The 20,372-nt window shown below is 47.1% G+C and carries 17 protein-coding genes; 6 read left to right on the top strand and 11 right to left on the bottom strand.

Features of this window, described 5'->3' with window-relative positions; genetic code table 11:
• Positions 1-97: 97 nt before the first annotated feature.
• The 3 genes from BGO59_RS26335 (at position 98) to bioD (ending at position 3,135) form a co-directional block, all read left to right on the top strand.
• Positions 98-1,129, top strand: a complete 1,032-nt coding sequence (locus BGO59_RS26335; protein WP_293688624.1) for a zinc-binding dehydrogenase — start codon at positions 98-100, stop codon at positions 1,127-1,129.
• Between the two features lie 185 nt (positions 1,130-1,314).
• Positions 1,315-2,493, top strand: coding sequence for an 8-amino-7-oxononanoate synthase (locus tag BGO59_RS26330; RefSeq protein WP_293688705.1), 1,179 nt, complete (start codon positions 1,315-1,317; stop codon positions 2,491-2,493).
• Positions 2,494-2,496: 3 nt separating this feature from the next.
• Entirely contained in the window at positions 2,497-3,135 is a 639-nt protein-coding gene (gene bioD / locus BGO59_RS26325) for a dethiobiotin synthase (RefSeq protein ID WP_293688622.1), read from the top strand.
• Here the strand turns inward: bioD and BGO59_RS26320 are convergent.
• The 8 genes from BGO59_RS26320 to rpsJ all read right to left on the bottom strand — a co-directional run bounded on the left by BGO59_RS26320 (position 3,100) and on the right by rpsJ (position 12,262).
• The gene (locus tag BGO59_RS26320) at positions 3,100-3,921 is read right to left on the bottom strand and encodes an aminotransferase class IV (protein WP_293688620.1); all 822 of its coding nucleotides are present in this window, start codon (positions 3,919-3,921) and stop codon (positions 3,100-3,102) included. The two genes, bioD and BGO59_RS26320, sit on opposite strands and share 36 nt — an antisense overlap.
• Before the next feature lie 73 nt (positions 3,922-3,994).
• Positions 3,995-4,297 carry a Dabb family protein gene (locus BGO59_RS26315; protein WP_293688618.1) on the bottom strand — a complete coding sequence of 101 codons (303 nt, stop codon included), beginning with the start codon at positions 4,295-4,297 and terminating at the stop codon, positions 3,995-3,997.
• A gap of 98 nt (positions 4,298-4,395) precedes the next feature.
• Positions 4,396-5,637 carry an aspartate kinase gene (locus BGO59_RS26310; protein ID WP_293688616.1) on the bottom strand — a complete coding sequence of 414 codons (1,242 nt, stop codon included), beginning with the start codon at positions 5,635-5,637 and terminating at the stop codon, positions 4,396-4,398.
• Positions 5,638-5,773: 136 nt separating this feature from the next.
• Positions 5,774-7,708, bottom strand: coding sequence for a 1-deoxy-D-xylulose-5-phosphate synthase (gene dxs / locus BGO59_RS26305; RefSeq protein ID WP_293688614.1), 1,935 nt, complete (start codon positions 7,706-7,708; stop codon positions 5,774-5,776).
• 224 nt (positions 7,709-7,932) lie between these two features.
• The gene (locus BGO59_RS26300) at positions 7,933-8,853 is read right to left on the bottom strand and encodes a rhomboid family intramembrane serine protease (protein WP_293688612.1); all 921 of its coding nucleotides are present in this window, start codon (positions 8,851-8,853) and stop codon (positions 7,933-7,935) included.
• Between the two features lie 2 nt (positions 8,854-8,855).
• The gene (locus BGO59_RS26295; RefSeq protein WP_293688610.1) at positions 8,856-9,635 is read right to left on the bottom strand and encodes a rhomboid family intramembrane serine protease; all 780 of its coding nucleotides are present in this window, start codon (positions 9,633-9,635) and stop codon (positions 8,856-8,858) included.
• A gap of 36 nt (positions 9,636-9,671) precedes the next feature.
• On the bottom strand, positions 9,672-11,714 hold the full coding sequence (gene mutL / locus BGO59_RS26290) for a DNA mismatch repair endonuclease MutL (RefSeq protein WP_293688608.1): 2,043 nt from the start codon (positions 11,712-11,714) through the stop codon (positions 9,672-9,674).
• A gap of 242 nt (positions 11,715-11,956) precedes the next feature.
• Positions 11,957-12,262, bottom strand: a complete 306-nt coding sequence (gene rpsJ / locus BGO59_RS26285; protein ID WP_020596417.1) for a 30S ribosomal protein S10 — start codon at positions 12,260-12,262, stop codon at positions 11,957-11,959.
• Between the two features lie 264 nt (positions 12,263-12,526).
• Between rpsJ and BGO59_RS26280 the strand changes: the two genes are divergently transcribed.
• Positions 12,527-13,024: a hypothetical protein gene (locus BGO59_RS26280; RefSeq protein WP_293688606.1), complete on the top strand. Its 498-nt coding sequence runs from the start codon at positions 12,527-12,529 to the stop codon at positions 13,022-13,024.
• An 80-nt stretch (positions 13,025-13,104) separates the two neighbouring features.
• On the opposite strand, the gene fusA is transcribed toward BGO59_RS26280, so the two are convergent.
• Positions 13,105-15,222, bottom strand: a complete 2,118-nt coding sequence (fusA, locus tag BGO59_RS26275) for an elongation factor G (RefSeq protein ID WP_293688604.1) — start codon at positions 15,220-15,222, stop codon at positions 13,105-13,107.
• Between the two features lie 214 nt (positions 15,223-15,436).
• Between fusA and BGO59_RS26270 the strand changes: the two genes are divergently transcribed.
• The gene (locus BGO59_RS26270) at positions 15,437-17,212 is read left to right on the top strand and encodes an ABC transporter ATP-binding protein (protein WP_293688602.1); all 1,776 of its coding nucleotides are present in this window, start codon (positions 15,437-15,439) and stop codon (positions 17,210-17,212) included.
• A 90-nt stretch (positions 17,213-17,302) separates the two neighbouring features.
• Here the strand turns inward: BGO59_RS26270 and BGO59_RS26265 are convergent, their stop codons facing one another.
• Positions 17,303-17,992, bottom strand: a complete 690-nt coding sequence (locus BGO59_RS26265) for an XRE family transcriptional regulator (protein ID WP_293688703.1) — start codon at positions 17,990-17,992, stop codon at positions 17,303-17,305.
• A 144-nt stretch (positions 17,993-18,136) separates the two neighbouring features.
• Between BGO59_RS26265 and BGO59_RS26260 the strand changes: the two genes are divergently transcribed.
• On the top strand, positions 18,137-19,402 hold the full coding sequence (locus tag BGO59_RS26260; protein ID WP_293688600.1) for a DNA polymerase IV: 1,266 nt from the start codon (positions 18,137-18,139) through the stop codon (positions 19,400-19,402).
• 71 nt (positions 19,403-19,473) lie between these two features.
• Here the strand turns inward: BGO59_RS26260 and BGO59_RS26255 are convergent, their stop codons facing one another.
• On the bottom strand, positions 19,474-20,331 hold the full coding sequence (locus BGO59_RS26255; protein WP_293688599.1) for a pirin family protein: 858 nt from the start codon (positions 20,329-20,331) through the stop codon (positions 19,474-19,476).
• Positions 20,332-20,372: the final 41 nt, after the last annotated feature.

Here is a 20,372-nt window from a genome sequence, read left to right as displayed (position 1 = left end):
GACTACTTAACGACAACGAATGTCCATGAATACCTAGTTCTATCAGGCAAAAGTAAACGCTCAATGAGTACATCACAACTTCAAATCGAATAAGCCTATGAAAGCTATCCTCCTTGCCGAAACGCACCAGCCCGTTCAGTTAATTGATACGCCTACTCCGGTTGCAGGTCCAGGGCAGGTGTTGATTAAGCTCAAAGCAGCGGCTTTAAATCACCGCGATGTCTTTATTCAGCAGGGCTTATATCCGGGTATAAAATTACCCGTGATTCTGGGTTCCGATGGCGCTGGTGTGGTAGAAGACGTTGGTGAAGAGGTCGACAAAGTTTGGCGGGGGCAGTCGGTTGTTATCAATCCGGCTATGCATTGGGGCGACAATCCCCTGTTTTATGGCGATGACTTTCGGATTCTGGGTATGCCCGAAAATGGAACCTTTGCTGAATACATTGTCGTCGATGCCCGATACATTCACCATAAGCCAGACCATCTCTCGTTTGAACAGGCGGCTGCGCTTCCACTGACCGGCCTGACCGCCTGGCGGGCACTCATGACGCGGGCGGGCTTGCATACACATCCAGCCAGCATACCCGAAAAAGTTCTGGTGACGGGTATTGGCGGAGGGGCCGCGTTAGCCGCTATGCAGTTTGCGGTGGCGGTTGGCGCCGAGGTTTGGGTAACATCTGGTTCCGACGAAAAGCTGGCTAGCGTACAAACTATGGGTATAGCTGGTGGTATCAACTACCGGCAAGCTGATTGGCACAAAGCCCTTATGACACAAACCGGTGGAGGACGACGTGGATTTTTCGATGTCATTATCGATAGTGCAGGTGGTCCCAGCTTTGCCAAACTGATTGATGTAGCTGCTCCCGGCGGGCGGATTGCCTTTTTCGGTGGAACGACGGGTAGCATAACTGATATCATTCCGCCAAAAGTGTTTTTTAAGCAGTTGTCAATTTTCGGGACAACGATGGGAACAGAACGCGAATTTGCCGATATGATAGCCCTGGTGAATGAGAAGAAACTCGTGCCGGTTGTGGATGAGATTGTACCATTGGCTGATGCACAACAGGCAATGGATAAGATGGATAGTGGTAAGCAGTTTGGCAAATTAGTCTTATCGATTGAAGGGTAAGCTTACTGGTTTATAAGTGATTGTGGATAAGTTTTGCCGTCCGTTTTGCCAATTCGTCATTTTATAGATGTACTCATAAAGTTATCCACATGTCAATTGTGGATAACTTTTATGTTACTCACATTTTTACAGGTAAAGGCTATGCAGTGACTAACCTTTCCGAAGGTCGTTTTACCTTTGTGGCTATGCTCACGTTGACATCCTCAATTGTCCAGACTCTAGCCAGCCGATTAGCTGCGTATCAGCAAAGTGGCTTACTGCGACAGCTTAAAACGGCTGATGGCCTTGTTGACTTTTGCTCGAACGATTACCTGGGGTTTGCCCGATCGGCTGCGCTTAAAACGGCTATCCAGCAGGCATACACGAACCACTCATCTGCATCAACTGGAGCGACGGGTTCCCGGTTGCTAGCTGGTCAAACGGCCCTGGCCGATGAACTGGAGCATAATCTGGCTACATTTTATCAGACAGAAGCCGCGCTGATTTTTAACTCCGGCTACGATGCGAACCTCGGTTTACTAGCTTGCCTACCTAAAGCGGGCGATACCTTGCTGACCGATGAACTGATCCATGCCAGTATGATCGACGGAGCGCGGCTTAGCTACGCTACACGTCATCGGTTCAGGCATAATGACCTATCCGATCTGGAAGAAAAGTTAAAACAGGCCAACCTAAACAGGCAGGATGGGCAGGTTTTCGTTGGCGTTGAGTCAGTTTATTCAATGGATGGCGATGTGGCCCCACTGGAAAAACTGGCTGATCTATGCGACGAATACAGTGCTGGCTTGCTGGTCGATGAAGCCCATGCTACAGGATTATACGGGCCTACTGGTGAAGGATTGGTGGTGGCATTAGGCTTGCAGGAGCGAGTCTTTGCTTGTGTTCATACCTTCGGCAAAGCCTTGGGCGTCCATGGGGCTGCTATTGTTGGCCCGGCCATCCTGCGGGACTATCTGATCAACTTTGCCCGTTCGTTTGTTTATACCACCGCTTTGCCGCCCCATAGCTTGCTGGCTATTCAGTGCGCCCATGAGCAGCTACAGACTGATAATGACGCTCGTAATCAGCTCAATGAGCGACTTGATTATTTCCGTCAGCAAGTTCATGAACGCTTGCCAGGCAGTAGCTGGACAGATAGCCAGTCACCCATTCAGTGTTTGCTGGTTCCCGGTAACGATCAGGCCCGGAAAGTAGCCAGCGAAGCACAGCAAGTGGGATTGGATGTACGTGCGATTCTTAGTCCTACGGTTCCGGTAGGGCAGGAACGATTGCGATTATGTCTGCATGCATTTAACACGATGGACGAAATAGACCTGCTTATTGCCATTTTACAGAGCGAATTATCGCTTAAAAATTCAAATTAGTCTATGCCTTTTCAATGCATTGTGGCCGGTATTGGCACCGAAATTGGTAAGACGGTCGCTTCGGCCGTACTGGTCGAGGCTTTACAGGCCGATTACTGGAAACCTATACAATCAGGCGCTCTGGAAGATTCGGATACGAATACAGTACGTCAATTAATTTCGAACAGTCAATCGGCTTTTCATCCAGAAGCCTACCGACTTACCCAGCCGTTGTCACCGCATGCAGCCGCCGAATTGGATGGGGTAACTATTGAGTCAGCCCAGATACGGTTACCTCAAACTACAAACAATCTGGTTGTGGAACTGGCGGGTGGTTTGATGGTTCCGCTCAATGAGCAGACGCTTAATATCGATCTGGTCGAAGCATTAGGCTTGCCTGTGATACTTATATCCCGAAACTATCTGGGCAGCATCAATCATACACTTTTATCGGTCGAAGCCTGCCAGCGTCGGGGAATACACTTGTTGGGTATTCTGTTTAATGGGCCTACGGTTCCAGCTACCGAAACGTTTATTCTAAACTACACCGGCTTATCGTGCCTAGGTCGGATTGGAGAGGAGTCAGCGATAACGAAGGCCGTGATCAGTCAGTACGCAAACACACTCTTACCAACTCTTAATCAGATCGTTGAGTCGCTCTAGTAGGAATTTGGACTTCGGGCCGACATGGCCATCGCCAATGGTCAGATCTCCTATTTGCACAATAGGAAGCACTTTTTTGGTCGAACTGGTGGTAAAGGCTTCGTCGGCATCGTAGAGTTCAGACAGGAGCAAAGGCCGCTCTTCAACCCGGAAATCGGTTTGAGCGAGCTGGATAATGGTTCGCCGGGTAATGCCGTGCAGAATATGCTGATTGGGCGTAATCAGGCGGTCGCCTTTAACCAGGAAAAAGTTACTTCGGCTGAGTTCACTAATCTGGCCGCCTTTCTGGTAGAGCAAATCCGATGCGCCAGCCGATTTAATGGCCTGCGCCATCAGAATAACCCGTTTATAATCCGTGCTTTTTACTTCAGCCATTTCCCGGACATATTCATCCAGAATGACTTTTATACCCTGTTCATACTGAATAGGCGGTACGGGATGAATGGGTTCGGTCAGGATGAGCAAGTTTGGCTTATCAATGGTGATGCTGTCGGGCGAATAGCCCCCAGTCATTACAAATCGAAACGCTACATCCTGTCCGCCACTTCGCTCGATCAGCTTCATCAGAATGCTGTAGGTCTCTTCTTTGCCCAACGGCAACGGCAGATGCATCCGGGTGGCTGAGTTCTGAAAGCGTTCCCAGTACCAATCCCATTGAAACGGACGTCCGTTGTACGTCAGGAAATAATCGAACAGGCCATAGCCACGTAACAAACTTAGATCAGTAACACCGACAGAAAGCTGGTCGGTTGGAGCAATAGTGCCGTTGAAATAGCCGAAATACATAAGCAGACGTGGTTTCCCTGATGTCAAAGATAGTAAACAGGAAGGATTCTTTGCGGCCTGAATACGCTCAATATCAAAGCTGGTAATCAATTTCAAGGAAGTGATCGACTTCTTTGAGCCAACGGTTCTCGACAAAAGTTACATGATCGGGGTGTTGGTTATAGCAATCGTAAATCGCCTGCGATGCAAATTCCATTGATATTCCCCAGTCGTACGAATTCTTTTGGCTGATTTGTTTCAGTAGCTCAAAATTCTCTACGCCATCGATGAATGAGAGTGCACTGGCACTTGTTAGAAAGTTCCTTTCTTCCGAAGAGCCATTCGCATGTTTAAGTTTAAATACAACTGTGTGCCGGATTCGCTTCGTTTTATCCATGACTACAAAGGACTTGCAGGTTAATTAATGTAGCTGTTAAGGGCCTTTTCTAAGCGTATATTTCTCTTTGTTTAGTGCCAGATCTACAACGGGTTAATTTATCCCAAATCCCGAACAACTAACTGAGCAGTATAGCGACTTTTCTGTTCCAGAAGCAATTTTTTATTGAGTAATACCCGATCAATTGTGCGCTGGTCGTAGTAGCGAATAGTGATTAATTCGAGGCCATCGTTGTAATTGACCCGAAAATCCTGTTTTAACTGTTCCAATAAAGCCGGAACCCGATCAGGGTTGCTATCGACCACGACCGAAAAGCTAATGGCTGTATTCTGCATCAGGTTGATTTTGACGCCTGCCTGGGCAAACCGCCCAAAAATCCGGCTTAGGTTATCTTCGGCAATAAACGAGAAATCGTTCGGATGCAGCGAAATCAGGACCTGATTGATTTTGAAAATAAAGGACGGAGTCGAGAGAGATTGTTTGAAGTTGCCAATCACCGTTCCCGGTGCCGAAGGTTCCAGAAACGAGCGTACGTACAACGGAATTCCTTTGTTTTGTAGCGGCTTAATCGTTTTTGGATGAATAACCGTGGCACCGTAATACGCCAGCTCGATAGCGTCCTGATACGTTAGCTTTTCCAGCAGAACGGTTTCGTCGAACCACCTGGGGTCGGCATTCAATACGCCAGGTACATCTTTCCAGATAGTTACGCTTTCAGCATTCAGACAATAGGCAAAAATGGCGGCTGAGTAGTCAGATCCGTCACGGCCAAGTGTCGTAGTACGCCCATCAGCCGATTGGCCAACAAACCCCTGCGTGATGTTGACCCCTGTATGACCGATTGCCTGTTCGATCAACTGCCCGGTTTTCGCCCAATCGACCTGGCCTTCCCGGTATGTATTATCAGTACGTACTAGTCGGCGGGCGTCGAACCAACGGGCCGTATGAATACGCTGCTGTACATACGCAGCCACGATTTGGGTCGATATGATTTCACCCAGCGAAACGATTTGGTCATAGATTTCGTCGTAGGTACCTGCGGATGGCTGGGTTACCATCGACTTTAGATCGGCCAATGTTTGATTAGCGGCCGGAAAACTGCCGCCAAGCTCATCCATAATGTGTTGATGGTACCCAGAAACCGTTTCAAGTGCCGACTGTAAGGTTTGGGTATCGTGATTAACATAAGCTCGAACGATGGTTTCGAGTGCATTCGTCGTTTTTCCCATCGCAGAAACCACAACTACGACATCACTTGCCTGTGCCTTTACGATTTCGGCCAGATTACGAACCCCGGCGGCATCTTTAACCGATGCGCCACCGAATTTGAAAATTTTCATATTGGATACATATAAAGAGCGAAATCGGACCGCCGAAGCGGAGTGAAAGAGCGAAACCCCTCCGGCAGCAATAATCGTCCGGTAGGTAATTCACTCTTTCACTCCGCTTCGGCGGTCCGATTTCACTCTTTTAAAACTAGACTGCTACTGTACGGCCGGTAAAGAGTAATTCACGAACGGCATTGGCAATGCCTTGAGGATCAAAGCCACACTCCCGGTGAAGCTCAATTTGCTCGCCATGTTCGATAACTTCATCCGGTATTCCCAACCGTTTTACACGGGCTGAATAATCGTTGTTAGCCATGAATTCGAGGACGGCGCTGCCAAAGCCACCCATCAGACAGCCATCTTCAACCGTAAGGACACGGTCGAAACGGCTGAAAATTTGGTGAAGCAACTCCTCATCAAGCGGTTTTACATAGCGCATGTCGAAGTGAGCAGGCCGAATACCTTCTTTTGCCAGTAATTGCGATGCCTGAACGGCATAATTACCAATATGACCAATGGTAAGAATGGCTACCTCTTCGCCATCGGAAATCATACGCCCTTTCCCGATTACCTGTTTTTCAAGGGGTGTCCGCCAGTTAGGCATAACACCTTCGCCCCGAGGGTAGCGAATTGTAAAGGCTCTTTTGCCCTGCTGTACTTCATCCGATTGGGCTGTATACATCATATTGCGTAGCTCCTGTTCGTTCATTGGAGCTGCAATGATCATGTTCGGTACGCAACGCATATACGCTAAGTCGTAAGCACCATGATGCGTGGGGCCATCGGCACCGGCAAAGCCAGCCCGGTCCAGACAGAATACAACGGGTAGCTCCTGAATACAAACATCATGGATGACCTGGTCGTAGGCCCGCTGCATGAAGGTTGAGTAGATGTTACAGAATACCACTTCGCCCTGGGTTGCCATACCAGCCGAGAAGGTTACAGCATGCTGTTCGGCAATGCCTACATCGAAGGCCCGCTTGGGCATTGCCTTCATCATAATGTTCATCGAAGAACCTGATGGCATAGCCGGAGTAACGCCTACAATGCGCGGGTTTTGCTCGGCGAGTTCAACCAGCGTATGACCGAAAACATCCTGATATTTTGGCGGCTGTGGCGTATCGTAAACTTTCTTTTGAATAACCCCCGTTACCTTATCAAATAAGCCGGGCGCGTGCCATTTCGTCTGATCTTTTTCGGCCGGGCCATAACCTTTGCCTTTTACGGTCAGGATATGCAGAAGTTTAGGCCCTGGTATTTGTTTTAGATCGCTTAAAACGCTGACCAAATGATCAATGTCATGCCCGTCGATAGGTCCGAAATAACGTAGATGTAACGACTCAAAGAGGTTACTCTGCTCCAGTAATGAACTTTTGATTCCTGACTGAACCTGCGAAACTAATTCCTGAGCCGTTTTGCCGAGCTTGTCCATTTTGCCCAGCAGATTCCATATTTCGTCCTTAACCTTGTTATAGGTTTGTGAAGTAGTAATATCAGTCAGGTATTCGCGCAGGGCACCTACGTTGGGATCTATACTCATGCAGTTATCGTTCAGTACGATAAGCAGATTACTATCGGTAGCCCCAGCATGGTTCATACCTTCGAATGCTTCGCCCGCCGTCATAGCCCCGTCGCCAATAACTGCAATATGATTCCGTAGCGTGTTCCCCTGAAGCTGTGAAGCCACAGCCATACCTAAAGCCGCTGAGATAGACGTTGATGAATGCCCAACCCCAAATGAGTCGTAAGGGCTTTCTTTCCGTTTAGGAAACCCGGAAATGCCTTTATAAAAGCGATTGGTATGGAATATATCCCGTCGGCCTGTCAGAATTTTATGCCCATATGCCTGATGGCCTACGTCCCACACCAACTGATCATCGGGTGTGTTGAATACGTAATGAAGCGCTACTGTAAGTTCTACTACGCCCAGGCTGGCGCCAAAGTGGCCCCCATAAACAGAAACATCGTCGATAATAAACTGGCGGAGTTCGTCGGCAACCTGAGGTAAGCGAGATTTATCGAGTTTACGAAGATCGTCGGGAGTATTGATAGTGGCCAGAAGACTGCCAGGGGTAATCAACATGATAGTAGCAGATAAACGTCTGTCTTACACAACACTAATACAGAATAGAATGTTCGGTGGAGAATTGCTAACTGTATTCTAACAACGAAACTAATACATTTTTTTGATAACTATAAAAAATCTAAGCCTCTGTATCTCTGGATATATACGGAGATGGCAGAGGCTTAGATTTTAGAAAGAAAGGATTGAGTATAAACAGGCTCTCGGGAAAGCGCTGATAAAAGCTAGTTTCGTTGGCTGGCGCGGAAGAGTTTTTGTTTTTCTTCCCGCGTTAAACTTTCGTACCCAGATCGTGAAATTTTATCCAGAATCATATCAACTTCATCCTGATCAGGTACTGACAGGCTGGAAGATGAACTTCCCGACGACATGTATGAACTCGTCTGAGCGCTGGTGCTACTGCGTTGCCGATAGGATACCTTAACGGCTGGTTTGGGCTTGAACAGATTACTCCAGCCGTCGGCAACCCAGTAAATAGGTCGGCCCAAGTCCGTGCCGTTTTGCAGTAATTTGACGTACACAAAGCCCATCATCGCTCCCCCTAAATGAGCTAAATTACCGCCAGCATTTTCACCAGCCGACTGAGCTATTGATAAGACGATGAAGAAGAAAACGATGTACTTAATACGAACAGGACCAAAAAACAACAGGTGAAATGTATAATTTGGGAGTAATGTAGCCGCACCAACCGCTACCGAAAAAGCAGCCGCCGATGCCCCGAGCAGTGGTAAGCCAGCGCGTACCTGAAAGTAAGGTACCAGATTGAACATGGCCAGAAAGAGTAAGCCTCCTGCCAACCCCCCCATAATATATAAACCGATCAGCCGTCGATTGCCCAGGTATTCATCAATCAATCGGCCAAACCAGTATAAAAAGAGCATATTGTAGAGGACATGGAAAATATCCTCATGGGTAAAAAAGTAGGTGAATAGTGTCCAGGGTTTATGCAGAAAGGCATTAACCTGGCCAGGCATCGTAAGTTGATCCCGGATAAAGTCATAGACGGCCCCGTGTTCAGCTACCTGCAAGCCAATTCTGGCTAGCAGAAGTACCAGAAATACCACCGTGTTAATCAAGATCAATTGCACCAACGTATTGTTGGGCTTATTGAATTCGGTTCGAAAGTCGTCGAATAACCCGCTCATCACTAATAAAACGTTTTGCGCTGGGAACCCCAGTATTTTACCAGAATAAATGCAAATAGCATACCGCCAATGTGAGCGAAGTGTGCAACGTTGTCGGCCTGCGCCCGATAAATGCCCGAGTAAAGTTCAAAGGCTCCATAAAAGATAACGAGATACTTTGCTTTAACCGGTATAGGTGGAAACAATAAAAAAAGCTGAGTGTTCGGAAACAATAGCCCAAAACCCATAATTACTCCAAAAATTGCACCCGACGCACCAACCATAGGCTCGTCGACCTGACTAGTAAAAATCTGATTCACGTAGGAAACGCTCATCTGAAGAAGTTTACTATCGTTAGGAAAGCTTTTAAACTTCTCAATAAATGGCTCTAGCTGATCGTAATAGGAAATTGCATGCTGATCAACGAAAGCCGAAAAATTCTCAAAACCTGGAGCTGCCCGATATGCCTCTACTGACATATATACGTCGTGCATCTCAAAATAGTTTACTCCAGAAAATAGTAACGCCGAGCCCAGACCGCAAAAAAAATAAAAAAATGTAAAACGGCGTGGTCCCCAGAATTGCTCCAGCATCGGCCCGAAAACGATTAACCCAATCATATTACTGAAAATATGGTTAAAGCCACCATGTAAAAACATATGTGTCAGTAACTGAATCGGATTGAATCGGTCCGACAGAAACGAATGCAGCCCAAACTGTTCAATAATGGCATCATTCGTCACCAGAAAGACCAATACGTTTAGTATTAACAGAGCACGAACTACGGGAGTAAGATTAAACATTTTATATCAACTAATTTATACTGATTAACTTAATAATCAGCGCAAGAGGCCAGCAATTTTATCCAACGTAAGCACAACCGTTATTGGTTCGCCCGTAGGAGTGTAACTTGGGTTCGTTGAGGCAAATAACTGATTAACTAAAGCGCGGCATTCGGTTGCACTCAGGCGTATTGCGCGGTGCATCGCTGACCGCCGTGCGAGTGACCTTGCCATGGATTCCAATTTATCTAATTTTAAGCGACCCGTATCGGCTCGAAGTTGTGCTAGCAAATTAGCAAATAGTTCCTCTTCGTTCTCGCCCATAGTTAAGGCTGGTATGCCCCGAATCACGAACGTATTAGCGCCTAGCTCATCGAATTCGAAACCCAGGTTTGTCAGGTCTTGTTTCAGGTCGATTGCCAACTGAAAATCAACGGGAGTCAGCGTAATGGTCTTTGGAAATAATAACTGCTGAGATGACCCATTTTGTTTGGTAAGGGCTGTATGAAACTGGTCGTACAGGATTCGTTCATAGGCTCTACGCTGGTCGATTAGCATTACTCCTGACTTGATCGGGGCTAAAAGGTAACGATTTTGCAGTTGAACGATGTTTTCATCCTCAATTAGTACAGGACTATCTTTTTCCGAAGAAGTCAGGCTCACCTGTAGCTGGTTGGCTCGACTGCCAAGCGTGATAGGTTCTGGTTCGGTGGCTGGCTGATCGACTGCCGAACCAGTAGCACGTACTGGGCCTAACCAGTCGCCCGATGTATTGGCTGGACGGGTTTCCGGATCGGCGACTCCCTCATATAACGTCTGCCAGTTATTGACCGATGGTCGGACAGGAGGCTTTGGCGACAGATTGAAACTACTACCAGCTGCTGAGTCCAGCGAGTCATCTCGTCGTGAACTTCGCTCTTTGACGGGCTGGCTATTTCCCGAGGCCCAGGATGGACTAATAGGCCGAGGAGCCATGGATTCAGATGGACCGACGTTCGAAACAGGTGCGGGGGGGGCTTCAAGGTCCAATTTACCAGACGGCCTCCCTGGATTTGTGGTAACGCCAGCCAGAAAGTTAACATCTGAATCGAAATCGAGCGATGGAGCCAGATTGTACAAGCCCACGGCTTTTCGGACCGCAGCCATCATAATCGCATAGACTGATCGCTCATCATCGAATTTAATTTCCGTTTTTGTCGGGTGTATGTTGATATCGATATGGGATGGGTCGATCTCGATAAACAAAACATAGAAGGGATGGCTCCCTTCAGGCAATGTTCCTTCGTAAGCGCCTATAACGGCATGATGGAGGTAGTTGTGCTTAATGTATCGGTTGTTGACAAAGAAAAACTGCTCATTCCTCGCTTTTTTAGCCGATTCAGGTTTGCCGATGTAGCCATGAACGGTTACGTAAGGGGTCTTTTCCTCACAAGAGTTCAATTGCTCCCGGTAGCTCTTGCCAAACATATCCACAATTCGTCGGCTCAGTTTTCCGGCGGGCAGGTTATAAATCTCCTGATCGTTATGAAAAAGTGAAAAGGCTACTTCGGGATTGGCTAGGGCTACATGCTGAAACTCGTCGATAATATGACGCATTTCCACAGAGTTCGACTTAAGGAAATTACGCCGGGCAGGTACGTTGAAGAATAAATTTTTTATAAGCAGGTTGGTTCCTGGCAGGCAAGTGATGGGCTCTTGTGCTTTTATATCCGATCCTTCAATCCGAACGAGCGTTCCTAATTCATCTTCAGCCCGGCGCGTCCGCATTTCTACCTGCGCAACAGCGGCAATCGAAGCCAGTGCTTCGCCCCGGAACCCCATTGTCCGAATACGGAATAGATCGTCCGACGAACGGATTTTAGACGTAGCATGGCGCTCAAAACTCATTCGGGCGTCGGTTTCAGTCATCCCGACACCATCATCTACAATCTGAATCAGATTTCGGCCAGCCTCCCGGATAATTACCTGTACGGATTTCGCTTTGGCATCGACTGAGTTTTCGAGCAACTCTTTAACCACCGAAGCGGGTCGCTGCACAACTTCACCAGCCGCAATCTGGTTGGCAATTGAGTCGGGCAGTAGCTGTATGACGTTTACCATAACGAGTAAAATCTTCCTGGTCTGTTGTTCACTGTATTCTTACAAGATACAAAAATAACAGGCAGATTGGTGTTATAATTCGGATAAATAGTGGCAGCGATTAAGTTTCTTTATTATGTTTTTCATTGAGGAATGCTACTCACTCAATGAGTGGTTACTGATACATTAACAAATAAAAAATGCCGCTCATACGAAACCTAATCAGTTCGTACGAGCGGCAGTAAGCCTTTTTCTGAAATTCGTTAGACTTTGATTTCTACGTCAACACCGCTAGGGAGTTCGAGTTTCATCAGGGCATCAACTGTTTTAGCGCTGCTGCTGTAGATGTCAACTAACCGTTTGTAGGTGCAAAGCTGGAATTGCTCACGGGCCTTTTTGTTAACGTGGGGCGACCGAAGCACCGTATAGATTTCTTTGTTGGTTGGCAGGGGGATGGGGCCGCTAACAACAGCACCCGTCGATTTAACCGCTTTCACGATCTTTTCTGCCGACTTGTCAACCAGCATGTGGTCGAACGACTTCAGCTTAATGCGAATTTTTTGGCTCATTGTGTTGTGGTTCGTTTAAGACAAACGCCCGCTGAAAGAACCATTTACTCCAGTCGGGCGGTAAATGCGGGTGCAAAGATAAGAAAAATTGAGTTCAATATAAAGTTACTACGATGGTTTGTGGCGCTTATATGGAAAAGCTGTCTGCATTTGCTATTCACAACTTTTTAATAAAGACATAAAAAAAATTTATAATATGTCTTTATTAAAAGTTTTCTAAAATTTGAGGGAATAAAATCATAACCACTACTGAGCTATATTTTTATGAATTACTATCGCGCCTTTACAGGTAAATCATTTGACAATAGTGCGATCAACTTATTAATTATTTGGACCAGTATAATACTTGTATTGTCGAGTTGCAAAAAAGATGACACGCCTGCACCTTTAACAAATACTCAATTATTGACACAGCATACTTGGCAGCTTTATGAAACAGTCCAGCAAATTGGTGGCGTCCAAACGTCATACAAAATGAATGGAATAAATACTACAGGCTCAGACTACTCTAGAGTTCGGCTAGTATTTAAGACAGATGGGTCCGGCTTACTTACCGATCCTTTAAATAATAAGTATACACTGACCTGGAAGTTTGATCGTAATGATGAGAGTAAAATGACAGTTGTGATTAATTATCCTGCGCCTGCAACATTAAACTATACGTTGATTTATTTAGATGAAAATACTTTTTCAAATACACTTTTCTATTCTGAATCTGGTCAGCAAGTTTTAGCCTCATCTAAGTATATACCTGTACCTTAGATTTAATATTGCATTTCTAGCAAATAAGAAAGGCGATCTGAAGTTTCAGATCGCCTTTCTTATTTGCCAGAAATGCAATATTACGCCTTCACAGTACCTTTTTCTTTAGCGACTACTGCGTCCGAAATGTTCTGTGGAACGACTTCGTAGTGCGAGAAGGTCAGGTTAGCCGTAGCACGACCCGACGACATCGTACGCAAATCCGTTACGTAACCGAACAGTTCTGACAGAGGAACGTCAGCCTTGATCACCTGCGATCCGGCTTTTGAATCCATACCTTTCATCACACCGCGACGACGGTTGAGGTCGCCCGTGATAGGACCGGTATATTCTTCTGGTGTCAGAACTTCAACGGCCATGATCGGTTCGAGCAGTTTCGGACCAGCCTGACGAGCCGCTTCACGGAAGCCCAGACGAGCCGCCATTTCGAACGACAGCGAGTCGGAGTCAACATCGTGGTACGAACCGTGGAACAATCGGACTTTCATGCTTTCGAGCGGGAAGCCAGCCAGCGGACCATTTTTCAACGATTCTTCAAAGCCTTTGGCAACTGGCTGAATGAATTCGCGGGGAATCACACCACCAACGATACCATTCTCGAATTGCAGACCTGGTTTAACCGAGCCATCCTCTTCAGGGTCGCGGGGCCCCAGTTCGAATACGATATCGGCAAACTTACCACGACCACCTGTCTGTTTCTTGTATACTTCGCGGTGCTCAACGTTTTTGGTCAGCTTCTCTTTGTAAGCTACCTGTGGAGCTCCCTGATTTACTTCGACCTTGAACTCACGACGCATCCGGTCGATGATGATTTCGAGGTGAAGCTCACCCATACCCCGGATAATGGTCTGGCCGGTTTCTTCGTTCGACTCAACTTTCAGGGTTGGGTCTTCTTCGATCAACTTACCAATTGCTTTCGAGAAGTTGTCCTGATCGGCGGTTTTCTTCGGCTCGATAGCGTAACCAATAACGGGATCGGGGAATACCATCGATTCCAGAACGATTGGGTTCTTTTCATCCGATAGCGTATCACCCGTTTTGATGTCCTTAAATCCAACTACAGCACCAATATCACCAGCTTCCAGACGTTCGATCTGATTTTGCTTGTTGGCGTGCATCTGGAAAATCCGGGAAATCCGCTCTTTGTTGCCCGAACGGTTATTCAGGATGTATGAACCAGACTCCAGAACACCCGAGTACGAGCGAACAAAGCACAAGCGACCTACGTAAGGGTCGGTAGCAATTTTAAACGCCAGCGCAGAGAATGGCTCCGAAGTAGATGGCTTCCGGGAGATTTCTTCGCCTGTGTTTGGATTGGTACCTTTGATGCTCTCCTTGTCCAACGGTGAAGGCAGCAGCGCCATCACATAGTCGAGCATGGTTTGCACCCCTTTGTTTTTGAACGAAGAACCGCAAAGCATCGGAACGATTTTCATGGCGATGGTCGCTTTGCGAAGCGCAGCCAGAATTTCGTCTTCCGAGATCGACTCAGGATCCTCAAAGTATTTCTCCATGAGTTGGTCGTCGAATTCAGCAACGGCTTCGAGCAGTTTCTCCCGCCATTCGGTGGCTTCGTCCAACATATCATCTGGAATGGGGACAACCTCGAAGGTCATGCCTTTGTCGGATTCGTTCCAAACGATACCCCGGAAGTTAACCAGGTCAACAACTCCTTTGAAGTTGTCTTCTTCGCCGATTGGTAACTGAAGGGGAACAGCGTAGCTGCCCAGCATTTCTTTTACCTGCTTGCAGACATTCAGGAAGTCGGCACCCGAACGGTCCATTTTGTTCACGAAGCCCAAACGAGCCACGTGATAATTGTTGGCCAGACGCCAGTTGGTTTCTGACTGAGGCTCTACACCGTCAACGGCGCTGAAGAGGAACACCAGCCCATCGAGTACACGCAGCGAGCGGTTTACTTCAACGGTGAAGTCAACGTGCCCTGGGGTATCAATGATGTTGATGTGATACTTTTGATTGCGATAGGTCCAATCGACAGTGGTAGCAGCCGAGGTAATCGTAATACCCCGCTCTTGTTCCTGCTCCATCCAGTCCATGGTAGCAGCGCCATCGTGTACCTCACCAATCTTGTGACTTACCCCGGCATAATACAGAATACGCTCGGTGGTGGTTGTCTTACCCGCATCAATGTGGGCAGCGATACCGATGTTTCTCGTGAAATTTAAATCGCGAGCCATTAGCTTGTTATACTGAAAGTTATGTTTTTCTAAACTCGAAGGAAGGGCTTTGGCCAATAATTCGGCCACCCTTTTACAAATCAGGACGCAAAATTACTGAATTTCAATTAGAAAACCAACCATTAGGCAAAGATTATAATCGAAACTATTCTACCCTTTTGGCCATTGTGAGCATAGAATCTGCCTTAAGGAAATAAGGCCGCAACTTGGAATCATGCAAAATCCTTATTTAGCCCTACTGCGCACGGCCTGGGTGTATGCCCGGCACGAAAAACGCCAGTATGTGCTAGTTTATTGCCTATTCATTATGGCCAATGCCGTAGCGGCTTTACGACCATTATTATTTGGCTGGTTTATTGGTGAGTTGCAGCAACAGCCTACGTCTATTCTTAGGCTGGTCTGGTTGTATGCGGGTGGATATATGGGGCTAGAGGTACTGGAATGGATATTTCATGGACCTGCTCGGGTTATGGAGCGAAAGCTGGCGTTTAACCTGAGTCGGAATTTCCTGGATGATTTATTTCACAAAACACTGCATTTACCGGTCGGCTGGCATAAAGATCACCACAGTGGAGCGACCATCAATCGGATTCGTAAGGCGTATGATGCCCTGAAGACATTTTTTCAGGATGGGTTTATGTATTTGCAGGCCCTGGCGAAATTTGTCTTTTCCTTTGGGGCCATGCTCTATTTTTCCCCTACTTTCGGACTGATTGGCGTGGGCCTGGGTATAGTGACTATCTGGGTTATTCTCCGGTTTGATCGCCCATTTATCGTAGCCCTGGACGAGACGAATGAACGGGAACATGTGGTTTCATCGACGCTTTTCGATAGTCTTTCCAATATCATTACCGTTATCACCCTTCGGCTGGAGCAGCGGATTCAGGAAAGTTTGCTACATAAAATAGCGGCTGTTTTTCCGCCGTTCATTCGGCAGGTAAAAATCAATGAATGGAAGTGGTTTGTGGCGTCGATGCTGGTTGGGCTTATTTATGTGGTGTTGGCTACAGGGTATGTATATCAGCATTATGAGCCGGGTAAGGTGTTTCTGGTAGGGGGATTGGTAACCCTGCTGGGCTATGTGAACCAATTTACCAGCGTGTTCAACGACATTGCCTGGCAGTACACGCAAATTGTGCAGTATAATACCGATGTGCAGACGGTGCGATCCATTAACGAAGCCTATGTCCGTTATGAACGCCCGGAAGATGCAAGCTTGCCAGAGGGTTGGCAGACCATCGACATTACCGGGTTAAATTTCTCGCACAGTCGTCCGGCAGGGAGCAAGCAAAAAGCGGTTCATCTGAACGAATTGGCAGTTCGCCTGGGTCGCGGTAAACGAGTCGCCTTTATTGGGGAAAGTGGTTCTGGTAAAAGTACATTGCTAACCCTGCTGCGTGGCCTGTACATTCCTGAGCCAGGGTTATCGGTTCGGGTTGATGGAGCTACTTACCCTGATTTGAACGCTGTTGCAAACACAGTAACCTTATTTCCGCAGGAACCAGAGATTTTCGAGAACACAATTGCCTATAATATCACCCTTGGGCTACCCTTTGAGGATGAAGATATACGGGAAGTGTGTCGAGCAGCCCGTTTTGACGAAGTCGTACGTCGATTACCCAATGGACTGGAAACGAATATTCAGGAAAAAGGGGTGAACTTATCGGGTGGCCAACGTCAGCGACTGGCATTGGCACGCGGTGTATTAGCCGCTCGTGCCAGTGGTATTGTGTTACTGGATGAACCGACGAGTAGCGTAGATCCTAAAACGGAACTCCAGATTTACCGGGAACTTCTGCAGGAGTTTGCTGATAAAGCGGTTGTATCGACTTTACATCGGCTGCATCTGCTGCCCTTGTTCGATTATATCTATATCATGCAGGATGGCCGGATCGTTGATGAGGGTACTTTTTCAGGGCTTCAACAAAACAGCCCTATTTTCCAGGACATGTGGGCGCACCAGAAGGATGTTGAGAAAGTGGTCAGGTAATGATCAAAAATAAGTAAGGGTAATCCAGTAGGTAAGGCGATTGTTTTCAATTCCTTACCTACTGGATTACCCTTACTTGTTTGGGTTTTTTTATTCCACCGGAGCTTCTACAATCGAGACGATTTTCCAGATGCCCCGAATATCCTGTAAGGGAACCGTCACGTTACCGCCGTTGGGATTATCGGAGTGAAGCGTAAGGTATTTACGGGTCAAGAGTTCGTTGTCGCGAATGCGTTTTACGACGAAATAATCCCGATACATCACTGCATAAACCCCACCCGACTGGTATTCCCAGTTACTGTCACTGACCGGAACAGCCAGAACTTTAGCACCGTGGATTAGTTGAGGGCTCATGCTATTGCCCGAAATTTCGAGCACTACAGCCTGTTTCTGATTTTTTACGACCGCTTTCCGAACCCGGAAAGTTTCCATATCCGTTCCGTTGATCCCATCGGCATAACTCTCCACGAAGCTGGCGTAAAACTTGACCGGAATGAAGGGGACTTCAAGGGTATCCTCGTCGGCTGTCATTAGCCGGACATTGGTCTCTGGAGTATTTAACACCGGCAACTTTCCCCGAATCAGAAAGTCGGAACTGATTTGCGGGTAGCAGGTCAGCAAACTCATAATCGTATCGTACGACGGTTTGGCCCGACCGTTCAGAATATTATAAAATTTAGAAGGGTTTTCGCCTAACTCCTTGGAAATCTGGTAGATCGTTATGCCTAGGGCATCGAAAACCTGCTTTAGTCGGTCCTGAATCGTCACAATACAGCTAATTTTTTGAACAATTTATTGGATATGATGGTCTGGATAGTTGGATATTATAATACAAGTAAAATATATTGCAGTTGTATTATAAAGAACATACTACAAATATAGACGTATGCTAGTACTGTAAGACACTTTTCTATCCAAAAATTAATGAAACGGAACCGATTGGGCACACACACGCTGCCAACAGTACTTTTTGTCGATATGAACAGCTTTTTTGCCTCGTGTGAGCAACAAGTGAACTACTGGTTACGTGGTCGGCCGGTGGGGGTGTGCGTATACACAGGTCGGCATGGTTGTGTGATCGCCCCATCAATCGAGGCTAAATTACGTGGGGTGAAAACCGGAATGCGGCTGGACGAAGCAATCGTACTCTGCCCGGATTTAGTACCTATCGAAACGCATCCCAATCGGTACCGGGAGTTCCATGTCAAAATCATCGACGTACTTCGGCAATTTTCAGACGATGTGGTGCCCAAAAGCATTGATGAGGCTGTAGTGGATTTAACAAATTACCAACTGGTCTATAAGGATGTACGACAAACGGCTTTGGCAATTAAACAGGCCATACGTGAAAAAGTGGGCGACTGGCTCCGCTGCTCGATCGGTATTGCTCCAAATGTGTTTCTGGCCAAACTGGCATCGGATATTCAAAAGCCCGACGGCATGACCCTTATTACGCCTGAAACCATTGATGATGTGCTCCGTTCGCTGACCCTAACTGATTTGCCGGGCATTGGCCAGCGCATGGCGGCTCGTTTGCAGGCGGGTGGTGTGCATACGCCCATTGATCTACGCTATGCAAAACCAGAGCACCTTCGGGCGGTTTGTCAGAGTATTGTAGGGTGGCACTGGCATTTGCGGTTAAATTTTGGCGGAGAAGTTGACTTTGATACCGTCGAAGAGACTAAAAGTATGTCGGCCATGCGTACTATCTCGGCCGATCAGCGATGCTCGCCCGAGCGACTGGATGAATTGCTACAATCGCTTTGCCTGACACTCGAACGACGAATGGTTCGCAAAGAGCTATTTTGTCAGGATTTGTCATTCTCCTGCCGCTATCATTCGGGTAAGACCTATAACTATGAAGTTCATTTTACAGAGCCCAAGCAGGATGGCCCTGAACTCTATCGCATTATTCGGGAGCGGTTGGACAAATTTCAGGTCGCCCATCGGTGCGAACCTGTTCTGAACGAACAGTTACGAAGTATGTGTGTAGCTGTTTTTCGGTTTATTCCTGCTGAAGTTGTTCCCCTTAGTTTATTTGAAAATGATACCCGTAAAGCCACGCTCCGAAAAACGCTCTATGAGTTGAAAACAAAATTCGGTGCCGATAAGCTGATTCGGGCTACTGAACTGCGCGACAATCCCGTATATCGGGATGTGATTGGCTTCGGAAATATAAAAGATTTGTAGACTGTTGTCAGATGCGGTCAAGAGTGGCTTAGAGATTGTTTTCAATACCTGACCACTCTTGACCTGCCTGATCACAAGACACCCATACGTCCGGCCTGAAAGTCTTCGAACGCTTCCAAAATTTCTTCTCGTGTGTTCATTACAAACGGTCCATATACTGCCAGCGGCTCCCGGATGGGTTCCCCAGCCAGAATAAGCAGCTTTGTTTTTTCAGCAGCCGAAAGCGAAATACTGTCGCCATCCTGGTTCAGGAGGGCAATCTGTCCCCGATCAATAGGCGTTGAATTGAGCGTTGCCGAACCACTTAATACGTAAACCATCAGAGCGTACGATTCAGGAATCGTTACGATTTCGGTCTGACCTTGGTTCAGCGATAAATCAGCCACAACGACAGGGCTGAATGTGCTTGCCGGACCTTGCAAACCCGCCAGTTCGCCCGCAATGACCCGCAACTGACCACCGCCCGGTAAGGTAGCCGTTGTAATAGTTGAGGCTGCAATGTCCTGATATCTGGGTGGATTCATTTTGTATCGGGCTGGTAAGTTTACCCATAGCTGTACAAAATCCAGTTGGCCACCCTGCCGCGAAAAAGCACGCTCATGTTTTTCTTCATGAATAATGCCTGCGGCAGCCGTCATCCATTGGACATCACCGGCAAAGAGTTTGCCATGATTTCCAGCCGAATCGCGATGTTCTAAAGCGCCTTCATAAACAATCGTAACCGTTTCAAATCCCCGGTGTGGGTGTTGATCCACTCCTTTGGGGTATTCAGAGGGCTTTACCTTCATTGGGCCATGATGATCCAGAAGCAGAAACGGGCTGAAAGGGCGCGACCCTTGTGGATGAAACGCATTCAGACCAATGAAGCCATCCCCAACACTATTGGGTGTAGCCGTGCGTATATCAGAAATTGTTCGTTGTGTTGTCATTTTAAATGTATATACATTTAATACAAGAACATGTTTTTGGC

This window comes from Spirosoma sp. 48-14 (genome assembly GCF_001898575.1).
In the GTDB taxonomy this organism is placed as follows: Bacteria; Bacteroidota; Bacteroidia; order Cytophagales; family Spirosomataceae; genus Spirosoma.
The sequence above is the reverse complement of the archived record's forward strand: the minus strand, read 5'-3'. Positions and strand labels throughout refer to the sequence as shown.